General features: G+C 68.6%; 20 protein-coding genes. 2 read left to right on the forward strand and 18 right to left on the reverse strand.

Annotated features, from left to right (window positions below):
* Positions 1–40 precede the first annotated feature (40 nt).
* On the reverse strand, positions 41–1,327 hold the full coding sequence (locus tag DR046_RS06100; RefSeq protein WP_115380992.1) for an ABC transporter substrate-binding protein: 1,287 nt from the start codon (positions 1,325–1,327) through the stop codon (positions 41–43).
* 91 nt (positions 1,328–1,418) lie between these two features.
* Positions 1,419–2,495, reverse strand: a complete 1,077-nt coding sequence (locus tag DR046_RS06105) for a branched-chain amino acid ABC transporter permease (RefSeq protein ID WP_115380994.1) — start codon at positions 2,493–2,495, stop codon at positions 1,419–1,421.
* A 90-nt stretch (positions 2,496–2,585) separates the two neighbouring features.
* Between DR046_RS06105 and DR046_RS06110 the strand changes: the two genes are divergently transcribed.
* Positions 2,586–2,909 (forward strand): SHOCT domain-containing protein, encoded by a 324-nt coding sequence (locus DR046_RS06110; protein ID WP_115380996.1) that lies wholly within the window; start codon positions 2,586–2,588, stop codon positions 2,907–2,909.
* Between the two features lie 4 nt (positions 2,910–2,913).
* Here DR046_RS06110 and DR046_RS06115 read toward each other — a convergent pair whose 3' ends face one another.
* The 14 genes from DR046_RS06115 to DR046_RS06180 all read right to left on the reverse strand — a co-directional run bounded on the left by DR046_RS06115 (position 2,914) and on the right by DR046_RS06180 (position 14,791).
* Positions 2,914–3,288 (reverse strand): GFA family protein, encoded by a 375-nt coding sequence (locus DR046_RS06115; RefSeq protein WP_115380998.1) that lies wholly within the window; start codon positions 3,286–3,288, stop codon positions 2,914–2,916.
* 7 nt (positions 3,289–3,295) lie between these two features.
* Positions 3,296–3,496: a hypothetical protein gene (locus tag DR046_RS06120; protein ID WP_115381000.1), complete on the reverse strand. Its 201-nt coding sequence runs from the start codon at positions 3,494–3,496 to the stop codon at positions 3,296–3,298.
* Positions 3,496–4,506 (reverse strand): branched-chain amino acid ABC transporter permease, encoded by a 1,011-nt coding sequence (locus tag DR046_RS06125; protein ID WP_115381002.1) that lies wholly within the window; start codon positions 4,504–4,506, stop codon positions 3,496–3,498. Before DR046_RS06125 ends, DR046_RS06120 begins: the two co-directional genes overlap by 1 nt.
* Before the next feature lie 87 nt (positions 4,507–4,593).
* Positions 4,594–5,055 (reverse strand): hypothetical protein, encoded by a 462-nt coding sequence (locus DR046_RS06130; RefSeq protein WP_115381004.1) that lies wholly within the window; start codon positions 5,053–5,055, stop codon positions 4,594–4,596.
* A gap of 140 nt (positions 5,056–5,195) precedes the next feature.
* Complete coding sequence (locus DR046_RS06135) at positions 5,196–6,011, reverse strand: ABC transporter ATP-binding protein (RefSeq protein WP_115381006.1); 816 nt, start codon at positions 6,009–6,011, stop codon at positions 5,196–5,198.
* A gap of 12 nt (positions 6,012–6,023) precedes the next feature.
* On the reverse strand, positions 6,024–6,656 hold the full coding sequence (locus DR046_RS06140) for a hypothetical protein (RefSeq protein WP_115381008.1): 633 nt from the start codon (positions 6,654–6,656) through the stop codon (positions 6,024–6,026).
* A complete protein-coding gene (locus DR046_RS24805; protein ID WP_370815738.1) occupies positions 6,622–6,807 on the reverse strand; it encodes a type II toxin-antitoxin system RelE/ParE family toxin in 186 nt (61 codons plus the stop codon). The genes DR046_RS06140 and DR046_RS24805 overlap by 35 nt, the downstream gene beginning before the upstream one ends.
* A gap of 109 nt (positions 6,808–6,916) precedes the next feature.
* Positions 6,917–7,159, reverse strand: a complete 243-nt coding sequence (locus DR046_RS06150; RefSeq protein ID WP_115381012.1) for a type II toxin-antitoxin system ParD family antitoxin — start codon at positions 7,157–7,159, stop codon at positions 6,917–6,919.
* A gap of 109 nt (positions 7,160–7,268) precedes the next feature.
* The gene (locus tag DR046_RS06155; RefSeq protein WP_115381014.1) at positions 7,269–9,233 is read right to left on the reverse strand and encodes an AMP-binding protein; all 1,965 of its coding nucleotides are present in this window, start codon (positions 9,231–9,233) and stop codon (positions 7,269–7,271) included.
* A 186-nt stretch (positions 9,234–9,419) separates the two neighbouring features.
* Positions 9,420–10,085: a VPLPA-CTERM sorting domain-containing protein gene (locus tag DR046_RS06160; RefSeq protein ID WP_135227263.1), complete on the reverse strand. Its 666-nt coding sequence runs from the start codon at positions 10,083–10,085 to the stop codon at positions 9,420–9,422.
* A 230-nt stretch (positions 10,086–10,315) separates the two neighbouring features.
* Complete coding sequence (gene msrA, locus DR046_RS06165; RefSeq protein WP_115381018.1) at positions 10,316–10,966, reverse strand: peptide-methionine (S)-S-oxide reductase MsrA; 651 nt, start codon at positions 10,964–10,966, stop codon at positions 10,316–10,318.
* 68 nt (positions 10,967–11,034) lie between these two features.
* Entirely contained in the window at positions 11,035–12,261 is a 1,227-nt protein-coding gene (locus DR046_RS06170; RefSeq protein WP_115381020.1) for an MFS transporter, read from the reverse strand.
* An 84-nt stretch (positions 12,262–12,345) separates the two neighbouring features.
* Positions 12,346–13,368, reverse strand: coding sequence for an FUSC family protein (locus DR046_RS06175; protein ID WP_115381022.1), 1,023 nt, complete (start codon positions 13,366–13,368; stop codon positions 12,346–12,348).
* 7 nt (positions 13,369–13,375) lie between these two features.
* Positions 13,376–14,791, reverse strand: coding sequence for a homospermidine synthase (locus tag DR046_RS06180; RefSeq protein ID WP_115381024.1), 1,416 nt, complete (start codon positions 14,789–14,791; stop codon positions 13,376–13,378).
* A 104-nt stretch (positions 14,792–14,895) separates the two neighbouring features.
* Here DR046_RS06180 and DR046_RS06185 point away from each other — a divergent pair, with 104 nt between their 5' ends.
* On the forward strand, positions 14,896–15,711 hold the full coding sequence (locus tag DR046_RS06185; protein ID WP_115381026.1) for a hypothetical protein: 816 nt from the start codon (positions 14,896–14,898) through the stop codon (positions 15,709–15,711).
* A gap of 60 nt (positions 15,712–15,771) precedes the next feature.
* On the opposite strand, the gene rpsD is transcribed toward DR046_RS06185, so the two are convergent.
* Both rpsD and DR046_RS06195 read right to left on the reverse strand, forming a co-directional pair.
* Entirely contained in the window at positions 15,772–16,392 is a 621-nt protein-coding gene (gene rpsD / locus DR046_RS06190) for a 30S ribosomal protein S4 (RefSeq protein ID WP_115381028.1), read from the reverse strand.
* 141 nt (positions 16,393–16,533) lie between these two features.
* On the reverse strand, positions 16,534–17,550 hold the full coding sequence (locus DR046_RS06195) for a Hint domain-containing protein (RefSeq protein WP_167766936.1): 1,017 nt from the start codon (positions 17,548–17,550) through the stop codon (positions 16,534–16,536).
* Positions 17,551–17,584: the final 34 nt, after the last annotated feature.

The following is a 17,584-nucleotide window of genomic DNA, read 5'->3' on the forward strand; positions in this document are numbered from 1 at the left end:
GCCGGGGGGCCGGGGCGGAGAACCGCCCCGGTGTCTCGGTTCAGCTCGGCTCGGCGCAGCCCGGCGTGATGCCGGCCTCGGCGGCGTAGGCCATCGAGTCCTCCTCGACGAGCGGCGCGATCACTTCGGCGTCCGGCGAGATGAAGCCCGTCAGCGGCTCGAACCGCTGCTCGGAGGCGTTCCACCGCTGCACGATGCCCTCGCCCGAGCCACCGTGGTTCTCGCAGCTCACCGAGAAGACCGGCCCGATCTGGGGCGCGCCCCAGCTTTCCATGGTGGCCTCGGTGACCTCCAGCGCCTCCATGCCGTCGCGCATCATCGCGGGCGTGATGTCGGTGACGCCGTGGATCTCCTGCGCCTTGCGGATCGCCTCGGCGGTCAGCATCGCGGCGTACATGCCGCGGTGGTAGAGCACCGAGCCCAGGTTGGAGCCGTCGCCGGCCGCCAGGCCCGCATCCACCACATGCTCCCGGATCTCGCCGAAGATCGGGTAGTCCGGGTTGATCGTGTTCATGTTGAGCGACAGGTAGCCGTCCGCCGCCGCGCCCGCGGGAATGACGTCATGCTCGGCCCCGGCCCACCAGTTGCCGATGAACTGGTCCATCGGATAGCGGATGTTCGCGGCCTCCTGCACGGCGACCTGGTTCATCACGCCCCAGCCCCACATGATCACGTAGTCGGGACGGTCCCGCCGGATCTGGAGCCACTGGGACTTCTGCTCCTGGCCGGGATGGTCGACGGCGATCTCGGTCAGCTCGAAGCCGTGCTTCTCGCCCAGCACCTGAAGCGTGCGGATCGGCTCCTTGCCGTAGGCGGAGTTGTGGTAGACCAGCGCGATCTTCTTGCCGTCCAGCGAGCCGTCGTTCTGCTCGAGCAGGTAGTTGACCGCCACCGAGGCCGCGTCCCAATAGTTTGCCGGGTAGTTGAAGACGTTGTTGAAGACGGCGCCGTTCACCGCCGAGGTGCGGCCGTAGCCCAGCGTGTGCAGCGGGATGCCGTCGGCCTCGGCCTTGGGGATCAGCTGGTAGGTGATCCCGGTCGACAGCGGCTGATAGACCAGCGAGCCTTCGCCCTTGGTCGCCTCGTAGCACTCCACCCCCTTCTCGGTGTTGTAGCCCGTCTCGCACTCGATCAGCCGGATCGGCTCGCCGCCGATGCCGCCGTCACGCTCGTTGAGCAGGGTGAAGTAGTCCTGGTAGCCGTCCGAGAACGGGATGCCGCCGGCCGCGTAGGGGCCCGTCCGGTAGCTGAGGTCCGGAATGACGAGGTCCGCCATCGCGGGGGCCGCGGCCATGATGGCGGCGACGGTGAGGGTGCCTAGTTTCATCGGTGTTTCCTCCCTGGATGATCCGATATGCGCCGGTTGGCCCGGCCCGTGAGATGGGCATCACGATGCCCACCGCCTTCCATGGCCGCGCCTAGTGCGGGAACGGCCACAACCTCAGCTTCTCCTTCGTCAGCCGCCAGAGCTGCGCCAGCCCATGCGGCTCCACCACGAGAAAGAAGACGATCAGCCCGCCGACGACGACGAGGTTCAGATGCGCCACGATGTCCGTGGGCCAGCCCAGCAGGTCGACCCCGACGATCTTCAGCACTACCGGCAGCAGCACGAGGAACGCAGCACCCGCGAAACTGCCGAAGATCGAGCCCAGACCGCCGATGATGACCATGAACAGCACCAGGAACGACTTCTGGATGCCGAAGGCCTCGCCGACCTCGACCGCACCGAGATAGACCGTGAAGAACAGCGAGCCCGAGACGCCGACAAAGAAGGACGACACCGCGAAGGCGGTCAGCTTGGCCCGGAGCGGGTTCACCCCGATGATCTCGGCGGCGATGTCCATGTCGCGGATCGCCATCCACTGCCGCCCGACCGTCCCGCGCGTCAGGTTGCGCGCGACCCAGGCCAGGATGACGACGAAGAACAGGCAGAAGAGGTACTGCGCCCAGGCCTCGGTATTGGGGCCGGTGATCTCGAGCCCGAACAGCGTCCGCTCGGGCGCGTTGATCTGGCCCGAGGCGGAGTAGTTGTAGAACCAGCCGACCCGGTTGAACAGCCAGACGAGGAAGAACTGCGCGGCCAGCGTCGCGACGGCGAGGTAGAAGCCCTTGATCCGGAGGCTGGGCAGGCCGAAGGCCGCGCCGACGATGGCGGTGATGACGCCCGACAGGATCGTCACCGTGACCATGTCCATCCAGGCGAACGCGGTCATCAGCTTGTAGGAAGAATAGGCCCCCACCGCCATGAACCCGCCGGTGCCGAGGCTGACCTGCCCGCAATAGCCGGTCAGGATGTTCAGCCCGAGCGCGGCGATCGCGTAGATCAGGAACGGCACCAGGAAGGCGTTCGCCCAGTAGTCCGTCACCAGGAAGGGCAGGACCACGGCCGCCACGACCAGCAGCACCCAGTAGGCCCTCCGGTCGAACCTGATCGGGAAGGTCTGGTTGTCCTCGCCGTAGGACGTCTTGAAGTCTCCGGCCTCGCGGTAAAGCATCAGGTTTCTCCTCCGGGCTTGCGCCCCCGTCCTGCCATGAAACCGGCAGGTTTCTTTCCCAGGCTGGTGGCGCCTTGACAGGAGGTCCGCATGGCCACCCCCGCCACCGAATTGCAGAAGCTGCTCGAGCTGCGCGACGCGGGCGAGCTGACCGAGGCGGAGTTCGCCACGGCGAAGGCCCGCGTGCTGCGCCCCGGGCCCCAATCCGTCATGACCCCCTCGTCGCGGCGGCGCGGCTGGGGCCTGTTCGCGTCCTTCGGGCGCGGGCTCTTCACGATCATCGTCGCCACCGGCGTCCTGATCGGCGCCACGACCCTGATCGCGCTGACCGAAGCCGGGGCCGTCGCGCTGGGCGCGCTGGGCCTGATGGCCCTCGCGCTGGTGCTCGTCTTCCTGTTCATGAACGAGGCCTGACCCATCACGCCGCCCCCGCGTCCGAGGGATGGTTGACCCCGTCGACCCAGCCGATCGGCTCCCGGTCGCGCGGGTTCACCCCGTCGAGCGCGCCCATGTTCACCCCGAACTCCCTCGGGTTCGACCGGCGGCGGTGATGGGTGTAGATGCCGCAGACCGAGCAGAACCAGTGCTCCGCCGTCATCGTCCCCCATTGGTAGAGCGTCAGCGTGTCGCCCTTCACCACGGTCAGGTCGCCCTCCTTCACGGTGACCGGCGCCACCCCGCGCCTGCGGCAGAAGGAGCAGTCGCAGCGCCGCGCCGTGGCCAGCCCGTCGGCCAGCACGACCGACAGCTCGGTGGCGCCGCAATGGCAGGTGAGGCGGATGGGCTCGGCCATCACGTCCTCATGTCCGCCACAGCCGCCACGCCTGCCACCCGCGCCCCAGCGCGATGGCCAGCGTCACGCAGGCCAGCAGCGGCCAGACCGGCCCGCCCAGCGCGAAGAGCCAGGCCGACAGCGCGGCGGCGATTGCCGCCTGCACGGCCTGCCGCAGCCAGACGCGGCTGCCCGTCGAGCGGGCGAAGGCCTGCCTCGGGTCGCGCATCACACCCTCTCAATGATCTTCTCCCCGAACAGGCCCTGTGGCCGGAACACCAGGAAGATCAGCGCCAGCACATAGGCGAACCAGTTCTCGGTCGCCCCGCCGAGGTTGATGACGCCGCCGAAGCACTGGCCGGTGCCGAAGCAGAACTCGAACAGCTTCTCGCCCACGCCGATGATCAGCCCGCCGACGATGGCGCCGGGGATCGAGGTGAAGCCGCCCAGCATCAGAACCGGCAGCGCCTTCAGCGCGATCAGCGACAGCGAGAACTGCACGCCCGATTTCGCGCCCCACATGATGCCCGCGACCAGCGCCACGAAGCCCGCGATGGACCAGACCAGTACCCAGATGAAGTTGAGCGAGATGCCCACGCTGAGCGCCGCCTGATGGTCGTCGGCCACCGCGCGCAGCGCGCGGCCCTGCTTGGTGTAATGCGAGAAGGCGACCAGGCCCGCCACGAGAAGGGCCGCGATGACCGTCGCCGTGATGTCGAGATTGTCGATGAAGAAGCCGTAGCCGAAGACCTCGAAGGTGGTCCCGTCGATCCACTCGTTGATGCCCTGCGGGATGCCCACGTCGAGGGTCTTGATGTCCGCCCCCCACATCAGGTCGGCCACGCCTTCGAGGAAGAAGGCAAGGCCGATGGTGGCCATGAACAGGATGATCGGCTCCTGGTTCACCAGGTGGCGGAAGACGAAGCGGTTCACCGCCCAGGCGAAGGCGATCATCACGACGACCGTCAGCAGGATCGCCAGCAGAGCCGGGACGGTCCAGCCGAAATGATGGATGTTCGTCCCGAAGGTCGCGTTGATCAGGTGGGCGAAGGGCACCTGCCCGTTCTGGATTCCCACCAGCGTCATCGCCGCGAAGAGCGCCATGACCCCCTGCGCATAGTTGAAGATGCCGGAGGCCTTGAAGATCAGCACGAAGCCGAGGGCCACGAGCGAATACATCACGCCGGCCATGAGGCCGTTCAGCGCGACCTCCATTCCGTAGAGAAGGGTGTCAGGCATGTCGGGCCTCCTTGAACGCGAAGGCCCGCGACCCGGCGGGTGCCGGGCGCGGGCCATGTCTCTCCGTCGCGGCGAGGCCGCGGAATGTCAGTAGGGCAGCGGCTTCTCCGGCGAGCCGGGGTCCGGCCGCTCCAGCGCGGGCTGCGGGTCGCGATAGGCCGCCGAGCCGCCGTCGATCCCCGGATTGGGGCCGGTCGCGGCGGGGCAGGTGCAGGCCATCAGCAATTCGTTCGCCTTCTCCGAGCGCTTGCCGGCGGGGATCGCCTCCAGCGCGGACTTGGCCGCCCGGAGCCCCCAGTCGATGTCGCCATCTACCAGCGGCGGGCGCGACTGGCCGTCCTCGCCCATCTCGGCGGCGCGGGTGTCGCGCGACTGGTGCGCCACGCGCTTGAAGGCGTCGAACACCGCCTGCCGCTCGTTGATCCGCAACTCCTCCAGGTCGTCCGGGCGAAAGCCCCTCAGCCGCTGGATCGTGTAGTCGGGCAACCCCCGGTCCTCGCCCAGGATGTCGGCCAGCGTCTTCTTCAACCAGGTCTCGTGATCGGACATGTGCAGGTCTCCTTCCGTCTGGAAGGACCAACGGCGCGGCGAAGTCGATGTTCCGCCCCTTCCTGTGGCCGCAAATACTCCGGGGAGCGCGAGGGGCTGGCCCCTCGCTCCCGCCCTCGAAGCCGGGCGCGGCGACTGGCTCAGTCATGCGCCACCCCGAGATAGGCGTCGATCACATCCTGGTTGTTGCGCACCTCGTCGGGGGTGCCGTCGCCGATCTTGCGGCCGTAATCCATGACCACGACCCGGTCCGACAGGTCCATGACGACGCCCATGTCGTGCTCGATCAGCGCGATGGTGGTCCCGAACTCGTCGTTCACGTCGAGGATGAAGCGGGACATGTCCTCCTTCTCCTCAACGTTCATGCCGGCCATCGGCTCGTCGAGCAGCAGCAGCTTCGGCTCGGCGGCGAGCGCCCGGGCCAGCTCCACACGCTTCTTCAGGCCGTAGGGCAGGCGGCCGACGGGCGTCTTGCGGATGGCCTGGATCTCGAGGAAGTCGATGACCCGCTCGGCGGCGGCGCGGTTCTCTTCTTCCTCCTTCGCGGCGCCGGTCCACCAGAGCGACTGTGTGAAGAGGTTCGAGGACATGTAGCCCAGCCGCCCGGTCATCACGTTGTCGAGCACCGACATCCCCTCGAAGAGCGCGATGTTCTGGAAGGTGCGGGCGATGCCCTGGCGGGCGACCTGGTAGGGCTTCATCGGCGGGCGGGGCGCGCCGCGGAACCAGACCTCCCCCTCCTGCGGGACGTAGAAGCCCGAGATGACGTTCAGCATCGAGGACTTGCCGGCGCCGTTCGGGCCGATGATCGCGCGGATCTCGCCCTCGCGGATGTCGAAGGAAATGTCCTTGATCGCCTCCACCCCGCCGAAGCGCAGCGTGATGTTGCGCAGGTCGAGGACGGTGCCGCCGATCGTGCGGCCGTCGGCGGTGACGTATCTTTCAGCGTCGAGCATGATCGATCCTTCTCACGTGTCTTCGCCCGGTCTTCGCGGCGCGGGGCGGTCCAGGAGGGACGCGCCGCCGCACTCCGGCGCGCCGGCCATCTCGCTGACCGAGGAACGGAAGTCCCCCTCGGCGGGCCGGACCGTCACGCTGGCGATGACGGGGCAGGCGCGGGCGTTGGGCTCGGTGGCGGTCATGCCCTCGCGGATGACGGTCGCGTCGGAGCGCAGATCCGCGCGCTGCCAGTCGCCCTGGGCGAGGGCGGCGCGCATCATGTCGCGATAGGCGTCCAGCAGCGTCCGGGCTTCGTCGCCTGTCAGGGCGCGGCGGGGGACGATCTCGCAGATGGCACGGGTGCCGGGGCGGGTGCGATACTCGATCAGCCGCAGGCGGAGCGCGCCGTCCGGCGCCTCGAAGTTGCGCGGGACGAGGCGGCCCCCCACGGTCGCGGCGCCCGGCGCGAGGTAGCGGCGGGTGCCGTCGGTGACGTCGCGGTTGTAGGCGAAATCGGGCGCCCGTTCGCGCAGGCCCGACAGGTCGAGCGCCGCCCCCCGCGCGACGGCCGCCCCGCACCGCGCCTGCAGGTCGCGCCATTCGGAGGTGAGGTCGGCGGCGGCGGCACTAGTCCAGAACAGCGCGCCAATCGACGCGGCCATGAAGGACGCGGACGATCTCCACTCCTTCCGGTGTCGCGTCGAAGAAGACGAGATGGGAGCGGTACCGATGGACGCGGATCGGCGGATCGACTTCGTGCCGAAGGCGAGCGATCTCGGGATGGTCCGCCAGGAGGGCGAAAGTCGATGCCATGCCGGAAAGATATGACTCGGCCTGATCGATGGACCATTGCGCCGCGGTGTAGTCCTAGATCTCGTCGAGGTCTTGCGCGGCGCCAGGCGACAAGCGCCAGGCTGGCGCGTCAGCCGCCATGCTGCGCGCGCTTCGCCCTCAGGAAGGCCTGCATGTCGAACGCCGCCGCTGGCCCGCTGGCCCGGCCCTTGTCGATCTCGGCCTGAAGCTCCGCGATTGCCCTCTGCCGGTCCTGGTCCTTTCGGATCAGGTCGCGGACGTAGTCGGAGGCGTTGCCGTAGCGCTCCGAACGGACCTGATCCTCGACCCAGGCCTTCATCCCGTCGGGCAGGGACACGTTCATCGTCGCCATGGCGCACCTCCGTGAGGGGATATGTGGGGAGCGTTGGCAAGGTTTGTCAATCTTCCTGCGTTGGACGATGCGGAGTGGTGGGCATGGTCATGCCGACGATACGGCGCCGCTACTCTGCGGCTTCCACGACGCGTTCGGGCGTCCTTGTCGGCACCGGCACGACCTCCGCATCCACCAGCGTCAGCGTCGCCCGGATCTTGCCCTTGCGGCCATCTTCGTAGGTGACCTCGGTCTCGGTGTAGACCTCGTCCTTTCCGTCGTACAACGCGGCGATCAGGTCGGAATACTTCTCCTCGATCGTGCGGCGCTTGACCTTCTGGGTGCGCGTCATCTCGTCGTCGTCCGCGTCGAGCTGCTTGTGGAGCACGAGGAAGCGGTGGATCTGGCAGCCGGCCAGCATCTCGTCCTTCGCGACGGACTTGTTCACCGAGGCGACGTGACCGCGCATGATCTGCAGCACGCGGGGGTGCTGGGCCAGTTCCTGGTAGGAGCTGTAGGCGATGTTGTTGCGCTCAGCCCAGTTGCCGACGGCCGTCAGGTCGATGTTGAGGAAGGCCACGCAGCGGTCGCGGCCGTTGCCGAAGACGACGGCCTCGTAGATCTCGGGGAAGAACTTCAGCTTGTTCTCGACGAACTTCGGCGCGAACAGCGCGCCGTCGGCCATCTTGCCGACGTCCTTGGCCCGGTCGATGATCCGGAGGTGGCCCGTGTCGGGTTCGATGAAGCCCGCGTCACCAGTCGCGACCCAGCCCTCGGGGTCCTTGGTCGAGGCGGTGCTCTCGGGGTTCTGGTAGTATTCCTGGAAGGTGCCCGGCGAGCGGTAGAAGACCTCGCCGGAGTCGGCGATGCGAAGCTCGACCCCCGGGGTCGGGGTGCCGACCGTGTCGGCGCGGACCTCGTCGTCCTTCTGCTGGGTTATGAAGACCGAGGCCTCGGTCTGGCCGTAGAGCTGCTTCAGGTTGATCCCGATGGAGCGGTAGAAGTCGAAGAGCTCCGGCCCGATGGCCTCGCCGGCGGTGTAGCCCACCCTGACCCGGGAGAGGCCGAGGGTGTTCTTGAGCGGCCCGAAGACGAGCAGCTCGTTTAGGCGGTAGAGCGCCCGGTCGGCGGCCGAGACCGACTTGCCGTCGAGGATGCGCGGCCCGACCGTCTTGGCATGGGCCATCGCGCGGTCGAACATCTTCTTCTTCAGCGGGCTCGCGTCCTCCATCCGGATCATGACGTTGGTCAGCTGCGTCTCGAACACGCGGGGCGGGGCGAAGTAGTAGGTCGGCCCGATCTCGCGCAGGTCCTGCATGATCGTTGTTTCGGACTCGGGGCAGTTGACGCAGAAGCCCGTCACCATCGCCTGGCCGATCGAGAAGATGAAATCGCCGACCCAGGCCATCGGAAGGTAGGCCAGCACCTCGTCCGTCTGGCGCAAGTTGTCGAACTCGGCGGAGGCCTTCGAGGTCGCGACGATATTGTCGTGGCTCAGCACCACGCCCTTCGGCTTGCCGGTTGTCCCCGAGGTGTAGAGCATGACGCAGGTCGTGGCGCCGGTCTGCTGCGCGCGGCGGCGGTCCAGCTCCGCCCGGTCGGCCCCGCGGCCCGCCTCGCGCAGCTGCGCCATCGAGGACATGGCGGAATGGTCGTATTTCCGGAGGCCGCGCCCATCGAGATAGACGACGTGGCGCAGGCCCTCGATCCGCTCGCGGACCTCGATGACCTTGTCGACCTGCTCCTGATCGGCGGCGATGACGAACTTGGCGGAGCAGTGGCCGAGAACATAGGCGATCTCTTCGCCGACGGCATCGGAATAGAGCGGGACGGGAATGGCCCCGGCGCATTGGGCCGAGACCATCGCCATATAGAGCTGCGGGCGGTTGCGGCCGATGACGGCGACATGCTCGCCGATCTCGATGCCGAGCGCGATGAGGCCCAGCGCCATCTCCTCGATCTCGGCCTTGGCGTCCGACCAGGTCCATTCCTGCCAGATGCCGAACTCCTTCTCGCGATAGGCGGGCGCCTTGGCAAAGACGGTGGCGTTGCGGTCCAGGAAATCCGGAATCGTCCGCAGGTCGGTCTTCGTCATTCTCGGCTCCCCCCAAAGCGCGCCGGGAGAGGACCCCCGGCATGCGGGACAAATGCGGGACGATTCCTGCCTGGGTGTTTCCGAAACCTATCGAATTGTAACGGCCGCCAGCATCCGGTCGCGAAACGAAAAACGCGGCCGGTTTTAACCAGCCGCGTTCTTAAACTTGCGAGGGATGTCTGTCTCTCAGGCCTTCTTGCGGCGCGACGCGACGCCGAGGCCGCCGATCGCGCCCAGAAGCAGCAGGACAGAGGCCGGCAACGGGATCGGAGCGGCGGAGAATTCCAGGTCGTAGAGCACGCCGCCGGAAACACCCTGACCGCTCACGAGCAGCTGGTAGTTGCCGGGTCCGAAGCCCCCGAAGATCGTCGGGTTTCCGCTGGTCCGGGGCGTGTCGAAGGCGATGGACCCGACGATGTTGAAGATCGTCGGCGCGGTCTCGTTCAGCAGGGTGAAGAGAACCGACTTCGGGGCGGCCAGCGGATCCGTCCTGAGAAGGCCGGACTCAGCGGTCGTTCCGCCGCCCTGCAGCGCGAGGCCGCCGAACACGAAGTTCACCTCGGTGTTCGCCTCGGTGGTCTGGAAATTGTAGCTGTCCTGACTGGCGAAGACGCGCCCATAGGCCGCGGCCGATTCGGTCGCCGTCACCGTGCCGAGGTTGTATTGCGCGCCAGGGTCCGAAAGGACGATCGTGCCGGCAACCTGATCGCGACCGGTCTCCGTCAGCTTCACCGTGGCTGCAGACGCGCTGCCGGCCAAGGCGATTGCGGCGGCGCCGGCAGCGAGCAGGAGTTTCACAGACATGGCGACCTCTATCTTAAACGCTTCAAGCACTGGTCCGACCGCGCTCACGACCGGCTTTCCAAAATCGTTAACGTGCCCTTAGGGAAATTGCTAGACCATTGCGGGGGCATTTGCTTGACCAAATCTTGTCGTTGCCCTTCTGCCATGACCCCAAGGGGGTGGCGGCGGGCATATCGGCGCGTCGCAGGGCCGCGCGCCCGTACCAACGGCGCGCCGCCGGGCCGGCCTCGAATCGCGCGGCCGGGCGGGTGGCGGGACGCCGCCGGGCCGCCCGCCGCTCAGACGCCGGTGCCGACGGGGCAGGTGACGCCGGTGCCGCCGATGCCGCAATAGCCGCCCGGGTTCTTGGACAGGTACTGCTGGTGGTAGTCCTCGGCGTGATGGAAGGCCGGGGCCGGAACGATTTCGGTCGTGATCGCGCCATAGCCCGCCTGGCGCAGCCGGGGCGCCATCGCGTCGCGCGTGGCCTCGGCGGCCTGCCGCTGGGCGTCGGAATAGGTGTAGATGCCCGACCGGTACTGCGTCCCGGTGTCGTTGCCCTGGCGCATGCCCTGGGTCGGGTCGTGTCCTTCCCAGAAGACGCGGAGCAGGTCCTCGTAGCTCACGATCTTCGGGTCGTAGATCACGCGGACGACCTCGTTGTGATTGGTCTGGCCCGAGCAGACCTCCCGGTAGGTCGGGTTCGGGGTCTCGCCGCCGGCATAGCCGACGAGGGTCATGTGGACGCCGGGCAGTTTCCAGAACATCCGCTCGACCCCCCAGAAGCAGCCCATGCCGAACATCGCCTCTTCCATGCCCTCGGGCACGTCGTTGGACAGCGGCGTTCCGAAGACGTGATGCGTCTCGGCCGTGGGGATGGGGGTGTCGCGGCCGGGAAGGGTATCCTCGGGGGCGCGCTTCTCGGCCTTGGGGCGGAGCAGGTTGAACATCGAATGACCTCCTGGAAGGCGCCCCGAGGGGCGCGCGGACTTGCGGTGTTGCCCGGTATATGGGGCCGCTACTCCGCCGCTGCCAGTCGCGGGGCCAGCGTCGTCTCGTGGCCTTCGGACGGATGGCGCGGCACCAGCGTCGACAGCCCGAACGAGGCGAGCGCCATCGCCGCCGCGGCGGCGAACACCGCCGTGGGCGCGACGTCCCACAGAAGGCCCAGCGTCACCGGCAGGAAGACGGCGGCGATGTGGTTGATCGTGAAGGCCACGGCGGCGGTGGGGGCGATGTCGCCGGGCGAGGCGATCTTCTGGAAGTAGGTCTTGATCGCCAGCGCGAGGCTGAAGAACACATTGTTGGCCACGAAGAGCGCGCAGGCGACTTCCACCCCCCAGTCGTAGACGTAGAGCGCGGCGTAGAGCACGAAGACGACGAACAGCCCGCCATACTCGACCATCAGCGCCCGCCGCTCGCCGAAATAGGCGACCGCCCGGCCGACCAGCGGCGCGGTCAGCATGTTGACCAGCATCGTGACCATCAGCAGCAGCGTCATCTCGGCGGGGTCGAGGTCGAAGCGCTGCACCATCATGAAATACGCGAAGACGATGAAGATCTGGCGCCGGGCGCCCGACATGAACTGCATCGCATAGTAGAGCCAGTAGCGGCGCCGCAGCACGAACTCCTTGGTCTGGGGATGCGGGCTTTCGAACTGGGGATAGAGGATCAGGGCCAGCGCGGCGATGACGGCGGTGAAGCCGCCCGCGACCCAGTAGACGAGGTCGTAGCTCAGGTCGAAGGCGCGCCAGGTCAGGACGATGGCGCCATAGGCCAGAAGCGTGCCCCCCGCCCCGATCGAGAGCAGCACGCCCAGCATCTTCGGCGCCCGGTCCTTCGGGAGCCACTGGAGCTGGAGGCTCTGGTTCACGGTCTCGTAGTAATGATAGCCGATGGAGCTGAGCAGGGTGATCGTCAGCAGCCCGCCCATGCTGGGAAACTGTGCCGTCAGCGCGGTGGCGAGGCCCAGCAGGATCAGCGAGGTCAGCGCCAGCACCTGCTCGCGGACGAAGATGATGACGGCGATCACGCCGACCGCCAGGAAGCCCGGGATCTCGCGCACCGAATGCAGAAGCCCCGTGTCGGATCCCTCGAACCCGATGACGCGGACCGTGTAGTTGTCCAGAAGCGCCGACCAGGTCGCGAAGCTGACCGGCATGGCGAAGGCCATCAGCATCAGCAGCGCCTCGGGCCTGCGCCAGAACGGCAGGTCACGGGCGTGGGAGAGGGGAAACAGGCGCATCAGAAGGCTTTAGGCCCGCCGCGACCGCCTGTCCATTGCGGGTTTGCGCACAGATGGCGCGCGCCGGGTTCGCGGCGGCCCGGATCAGTCGGCGCAGGCGCGGTGCAGCTCGATCAGCGCGCGGTCGATCTCGTCCATCGCGAAGGCGAGGACGGTCGCGCGGCGCCGGTGGCCGGTCTTGCCGCTTTCGGCGCAGCGGGTGACCTGCCTCTGGGCGCGGGTGACGGGACCGTCATGCAGATCGCCGTCGATCCCGATCTCCTGCGCCGGGTCGCGGGCGATGTCCGCCACGGCGTCCCGGAACCGGCCGATGGCCTCGCGCAGGGCCGGCTCGTCGGTCAGCCTCTCCTCGCTCGCGGTGACGCGGTTGAGGAACTCGATCGCGCCCAGCAGGTCGCGCGCCGCGTCGAGCCGGCGGCGGCGGGTCTCGCGCTCGTCCGCGGCGAGCACGTCGAGCGCCTCCTGCGCGAGCCCCATGCGCCGCCGGACCGTGGGGATGGCGTCGATCCCGACCTCGGGCTCGTCGCTTCCGGACTTGCCGGCGGTCTGGCTGGCTGCCTGGCTCAACGCGACGAGGACCGCCGCCATGTGGCGGTCGAACCTGCGGCCGGCCCGGTCGCGCCACAGCACCGCCGACACCGCGATGCCGATGGCGGCGCCCAGCGCGATGGAGGCGGTCCGGTCGAGGGCGGCGACCCAGACCTCCTGTCCCTCGGTCGTGGCCAGCGCCACGGCGGCGACGACCCCGTAGGTCCAGTCGGGGCGGAAGGTGGCGATGGCGTTCAGCAGCGCCAGCGCGATGGCAAGCCCGACCACCGCGTTCCAGCCGTCGGGAAGCAGCAGCAGACAGGCGCTGCCGACGGCGCAGCCCAGCACCGTCGCCGAAATCCGGCTGACAGCCGACCGGAAGGTCCCGTCCGCCGAAGGCTGGACGATGAGCACCGCCGCGAGGACGGCGACGAAGGTGCCGGTCAGCGGCAGCGCGCCGATGGCCAGCCAGGCGAGGACGCCGCTGATCGCGGTCTGCGACGCGCGCCGGAGCGCGTCACGGGACCGGATGCGGTCGTAGCCACGCTCCTCGAGCCTGTCGAACAGCGGCGCCAGCATCCGGATCTCAGCTCGCCAGGACGTTCCGGAACAGCCAGGGATCGCGCTCGTCGATGTCCTCCGGGAAGTGCTGCCAGCGATCCTGAAGGGGCGTCCAGTCGGTGTAATGCGCCTCGACCGGGCCGAGATACGGCCTCTGGATCTCGAGGCAGCGGGCGTGGTCCATCTCGTCGGTCTCGACGATGCCCGTGCCCGGGTTCTCGAGCGCCCAGACCATGCCCGCCAGCACCGCGCTCGACACCTGCAGGCCGGTCGCGTTCTGGTCGGGGGCGAGGCGCTTCGTCTCCTCGTTCGACAGGCGGGAGCCGTACCAGAGCGCGTTCCTCGCGTGCCCGAAGAGCAGGACGCCCAGCTCGTCGATGCCCTCGACGATCTCGTCCTCGTGCATGATGTGATGCTCCGCCTGCTGGCGGCCCGAGCCGAACATCTCGTGAAGGGAAAGCACGGCGTCGTCGCTCGGGTGATAGGCGTAGTGGCAGGTCGGGCGGTATTCCGGCCAGGAGCCGCTGCCGACGGTGTAGTAGTCCGAGATGGAGATCGCCTCGTTATGGGTGACGAGGAACCCGAATTGCGGCCCGGGCGTCGGGCACCAAGTATGGACGCGGGTTATCGCGCCGGGGCGGTTCAGCCAGATCGCCGACTGGCAGCCGGTGCCGTGGCGGCGGCCGTTCTCGGGGAACCAGGTCTCGTGGGTGCCCCATCCCAGCTCGGCGGGCTGGAAGCCTTCGGCGATGAAGCCCTCGACCGACCAGGTGTTGACGAAGACGTTTCGCGGGCGCGGGACGGCGCGGGCCTGGGTGTCACGCTCGGCGATGTGGATGCCCTTGACGCCCAGGCCCTGCATCAGGCGGGCCCATCCTTCGCGGCTGTCCGGCGTCGCGCCTTCGGCGCCGATATCCCGGGCCAGCCGCAGCAGCGCGGCCTTCACGAACCAGGACACCATCCCCGGATTGGCGCCGCAGCAGGACACGGCGGTGGTGCCGCCCGGATTGGCGGCCTTCTCGTCGCGCACCTTCTGGCGCAGGGCGTAGTTGGTGCGGGCGGCGTTGTCCTCGGTCTCGAAGTAGTAGCCGGCCCAGGGCTCGACCACGGTGTCGATATAGGGGACGCCCAGCTCACGGCAGAACTTCATCAGGTCCAGGCTGGAGGTGTCGACCGAGAGGTTCACGCAGAAGCCCGCGCCGGGGGTGAGCACCTCGCCCAGCACCTCGCGATAGTTCTCGCGCGTGAGCGCCACCTGCCGGTGGGCGATGCCGCGGGCGCGGAGCTCGGCGCAGGCGGCGTCGGCGGGCTCGATCACCAGGAACTTCGAGCGGTCGAAGTCGAAATGCCGCTCCAGCAGGGGCAGGGTGCCCCGCCCGATGGAGCCGAAGCCGATCATGACGACGGCGCCGTCGATACGGGCGTGGATCTGGTCCGACATGGGGGCCTCCGGCTTCAAGTCGCCGACGCTATAAGGCCGGGCATCGGCGATGGAAACCGTCCGGGTGGCGTATCGCCCGTCGGGGACATGGCCTAGGTTGAGGCATGCTCTCTCTCGTTTCGCTCGTTCTCGGGCTGGCGATGCTCGCCATCCTCTTCGTGGACTTCCTGCTGACGACGATCGGCGCGGTCACGCGCCCGGTTCTGGCGGGAAGGCTGGCCGCCCGCATCGCGGCCGGGATGCGCTGGCTCTACCGGCGCGCGGAGGGCACGCGCATGGGCGGCACGATCCAGGCGGTGGCCGGGACGGTGGTGATGACCGGGGTCGGAACCTTCTGGGTCGTCGGCTTCTCGTTCGGCTGGACGCTGGTCTACCTGTCCGGGTCGCCCTCGATCCGGCTTCAGGGGCCGCCCGAGGGCCAGGCGCCGGTTTTCTGGGACCACTGGTCCCATGTCGGCCATCTGCTGTCGACCCTGGGCGGCGCGACGACGGCACCGGCGAGCACGATGTGGAGCGCAACGGGTGTCGTGGTCGGCATCATGGGGATGGTCGTGCTGACCCTGTCGGTGAGCTTCCTGCTGTCGACGACGCAGACGGTGGTCAAGGGCCGGTCCATGGCGCGTCTGGTGCGGCTGGGCGTGGAGGTCGAGCCAGCCGACGTCTCGGATCTGATCGAGTCGCTCCGCTCGTCGCCCTTCGCCGCGTATTTCAGTCACGGGCACGACATCGTGGGGATGCCCGACATGCTGTACGAGATGGCGAGGCGCCGGCTGGCGGAAGGGGAGGGGGCGACCCTTCGGGCGATGTTGTCGGACCTGCCGGGATTCGACGCGCCGCACGAGGAGGCCCCGGATGCGGTCTTCCTCGCTGCGCTTTCGGACTGGTGCGGAGGGTTCATGCTGACGCCGCCGCCGACGTGATCGCGCACGAAAAAGGGCCGCCCCGAAGGACGGCCCGATCCCGCGGCGCGCAGCCTGCGATCAGTTCTGCGCGTAGTATTCGATGACGAGGTTCGGCTCCATCATGACCGGGTAGGGCACGTCGCCGAGACCCGGGGCGCGCACGAAGGTCGCGGTCATCTTGGAGTGGTCGGCCTCGATGTAGTCGGGCACGTCGCGCTCGGCCATCTGGGTGGCTTCCAGCACCGAGGCGAGCTGCTTGGAGCTGTCGCGGACGGCGATCACGTCGCCTTCCTTCACGCGGTAGGAGGGGATGTTCACCCGCTGGCCGTTCACCGTGACGTGGCCGTGATTGACGAACTGCCGGGCGGCCCAGATGGTCGGGACGAACTTCGCGCGGTAGACCACCGCGTCCAGCCGCCGCTCCAGCAGGCCGATCAGGTTCTCGCCGGTGTCGCCGCGGACCCGCTGGGCCTCGGCGAAGATGCGCTTGAACTGCTTCTCGGTCAGGTCGCCGTAATAGCCCTTCAGCTTCTGCTTGGCGCGCAGCTGCAAGCCGAAGTCGGACATCTTGCCCTTGCGGCGCTGGCCGTGCTGGCCGGGGCCGTATTCGCGGCGGTTGACCGGGGACTTGGCGCGGCCCCAGATGTTCTCGCCCATGCGGCGGTCGAGCTTGTACTTGGCAGAGGTGCGTTTGGTCACCGTCTGATCTCCTCATGTAAGAGGGCGTTGTCCTTCGCGTCCCGGACCCTCCGGTCGGCCGACAGGCATCCCCTCGCGGGGGCCACCAACACCAATTGGAGCCGCGCCGATACGGCCCTCCGGGACCGGTGTCAACAGGGGTCAGGACAGGTAGGCGGGCGCGCCGTCATGGCGCAGCAGCGCCAGTTCCGCCGCAGTCAGGCAGCGGCGGGCATGGGGGCCGTAGGCCGAGGGGTCGGTGTCGGCGCCGGGCGCGATCTCCAGCAGCTCCTCCCGCTCGGACGGGTTGAGGCGCGAGAGGTCGGCGTCGCCGGGATGGAAGCTCTCGACCTCGACGCGGTTGGCCCAGATCACCTGATGGCGGGCGAAGAGCAGGTGGATATAGGTCACCTCCCGCGCGCCGTGGTCGCGCAGGACGCGGGCGTCGTCCACGAGATCGCCGGCGCGGACCAGCACCTCCGCCTCGCCCCAGAGCGCGCGGGCCTTCGGTCCGGTCAGCATGACGCGATGGTCGGGCGAGAGGATCAGGTCCGGCCGCGGCTCTCCGGGACCCAGCGCGCCGCGGCGCAGGCGGATCGGGCGCAGGTCGGGCCGCGCTGCGAGCGTGGCGCGGGACAGGCAGCGCAGGCCCATCCACCGGATCTCCTGCGCGCCGTCGTCGCGGGTCAGGACGCGGTCGCCGGGATGCAGCGCCTCGACGGGGCGCGGGCCGTCCTCGGTCAGGATCACGGTGCCGGGGGTGAAGCAGACGGTGCCGGTCGCGGCGAGGCGCGGCACGGGCGCGGAGGCGCGCAGGATCATCAGGTCGCGATCCGCGGGCGGCAGGCCGTCCTCGAACAGCAGGAACGGCTCTCCGTCCGAGGCGTGGACGATCTGGCCGTGGTAGCGGTCGTCGCCATGGGCGAGCAGCAGGCTCGCCTCGGGCGCGGCGGGGCCTGGCCGGGACCGGGGCGCCTCGCCGCGGGTGCGGGCCAGCCGCGCGGCGGCATGGGGCACGCGGTCACGCCAATCGGCGTCAATCTCTTCCAATCTGGTGAGCAGGTGGGCTTGCGGCCCGTCGAGCCGGAGCGCGGTTCCGGTCCAGCGCAGCATCTGGCCGGCCGGGAACGGGCATCGGGTGGACGGGACGGCGCCGTCCACCCGAACCTGATGAAACATGACGACTTGCGCCGAGGCGCACGTACCCCTCATC

Source organism: Jannaschia formosa, assembly GCF_003340555.1.
GTDB classification, from domain to species: domain Bacteria; phylum Pseudomonadota; class Alphaproteobacteria; order Rhodobacterales; family Rhodobacteraceae; genus Jannaschia; species Jannaschia formosa.

Bases quoted from the DNA above. Each gene is read 5' to 3' on its own strand.
- DR046_RS06100 (WP_115380992.1), bottom strand. From the start codon at position 1,327: ATGAAACTAGGCACCCTCACCGTCGCCGCCATCATGGCCGCGGCCCCC.
- DR046_RS24805 (WP_370815738.1), bottom strand. From the start codon at position 6,807: ATGGCATCGACTTTCGCCCTCCTGGCGGACCATCCCGAGATCGCTCGC.
- DR046_RS06180 (WP_115381024.1), bottom strand. From the start codon at position 14,791: ATGTCGGACCAGATCCACGCCCGTATCGACGGCGCCGTCGTCATGATC.
- DR046_RS06110 (WP_115380996.1), top strand. From the start codon at position 2,586: ATGGCCACCCCCGCCACCGAATTGCAGAAGCTGCTCGAGCTGCGCGAC.
- msrA (WP_115381018.1), bottom strand. From the start codon at position 10,966: ATGTTCAACCTGCTCCGCCCCAAGGCCGAGAAGCGCGCCCCCGAGGAT.
- DR046_RS06105 (WP_115380994.1), bottom strand. From the start codon at position 2,495: ATGCTTTACCGCGAGGCCGGAGACTTCAAGACGTCCTACGGCGAGGAC.
- DR046_RS06150 (WP_115381012.1), bottom strand. From the start codon at position 7,159: ATGGCGACGATGAACGTGTCCCTGCCCGACGGGATGAAGGCCTGGGTC.
- DR046_RS06120 (WP_115381000.1), bottom strand. From the start codon at position 3,496: ATGCGCGACCCGAGGCAGGCCTTCGCCCGCTCGACGGGCAGCCGCGTC.
- DR046_RS06135 (WP_115381006.1), bottom strand. From the start codon at position 6,011: ATGCTCGACGCTGAAAGATACGTCACCGCCGACGGCCGCACGATCGGC.
- DR046_RS06175 (WP_115381022.1), bottom strand. From the start codon at position 13,368: ATGCTGGCGCCGCTGTTCGACAGGCTCGAGGAGCGTGGCTACGACCGC.
- DR046_RS06115 (WP_115380998.1), bottom strand. From the start codon at position 3,288: ATGGCCGAGCCCATCCGCCTCACCTGCCATTGCGGCGCCACCGAGCTG.
- DR046_RS06185 (WP_115381026.1), top strand. From the start codon at position 14,896: ATGCTCTCTCTCGTTTCGCTCGTTCTCGGGCTGGCGATGCTCGCCATC.
- DR046_RS06140 (WP_115381008.1), bottom strand. From the start codon at position 6,656: ATGGCCGCGTCGATTGGCGCGCTGTTCTGGACTAGTGCCGCCGCCGCC.
- DR046_RS06155 (WP_115381014.1), bottom strand. From the start codon at position 9,233: ATGACGAAGACCGACCTGCGGACGATTCCGGATTTCCTGGACCGCAAC.
- DR046_RS06195 (WP_167766936.1), bottom strand. From the start codon at position 17,550: ATGTTTCATCAGGTTCGGGTGGACGGCGCCGTCCCGTCCACCCGATGC.
- DR046_RS06170 (WP_115381020.1), bottom strand. From the start codon at position 12,261: ATGCGCCTGTTTCCCCTCTCCCACGCCCGTGACCTGCCGTTCTGGCGC.
- DR046_RS06130 (WP_115381004.1), bottom strand. From the start codon at position 5,055: ATGTCCGATCACGAGACCTGGTTGAAGAAGACGCTGGCCGACATCCTG.
- DR046_RS06125 (WP_115381002.1), bottom strand. From the start codon at position 4,506: ATGCCTGACACCCTTCTCTACGGAATGGAGGTCGCGCTGAACGGCCTC.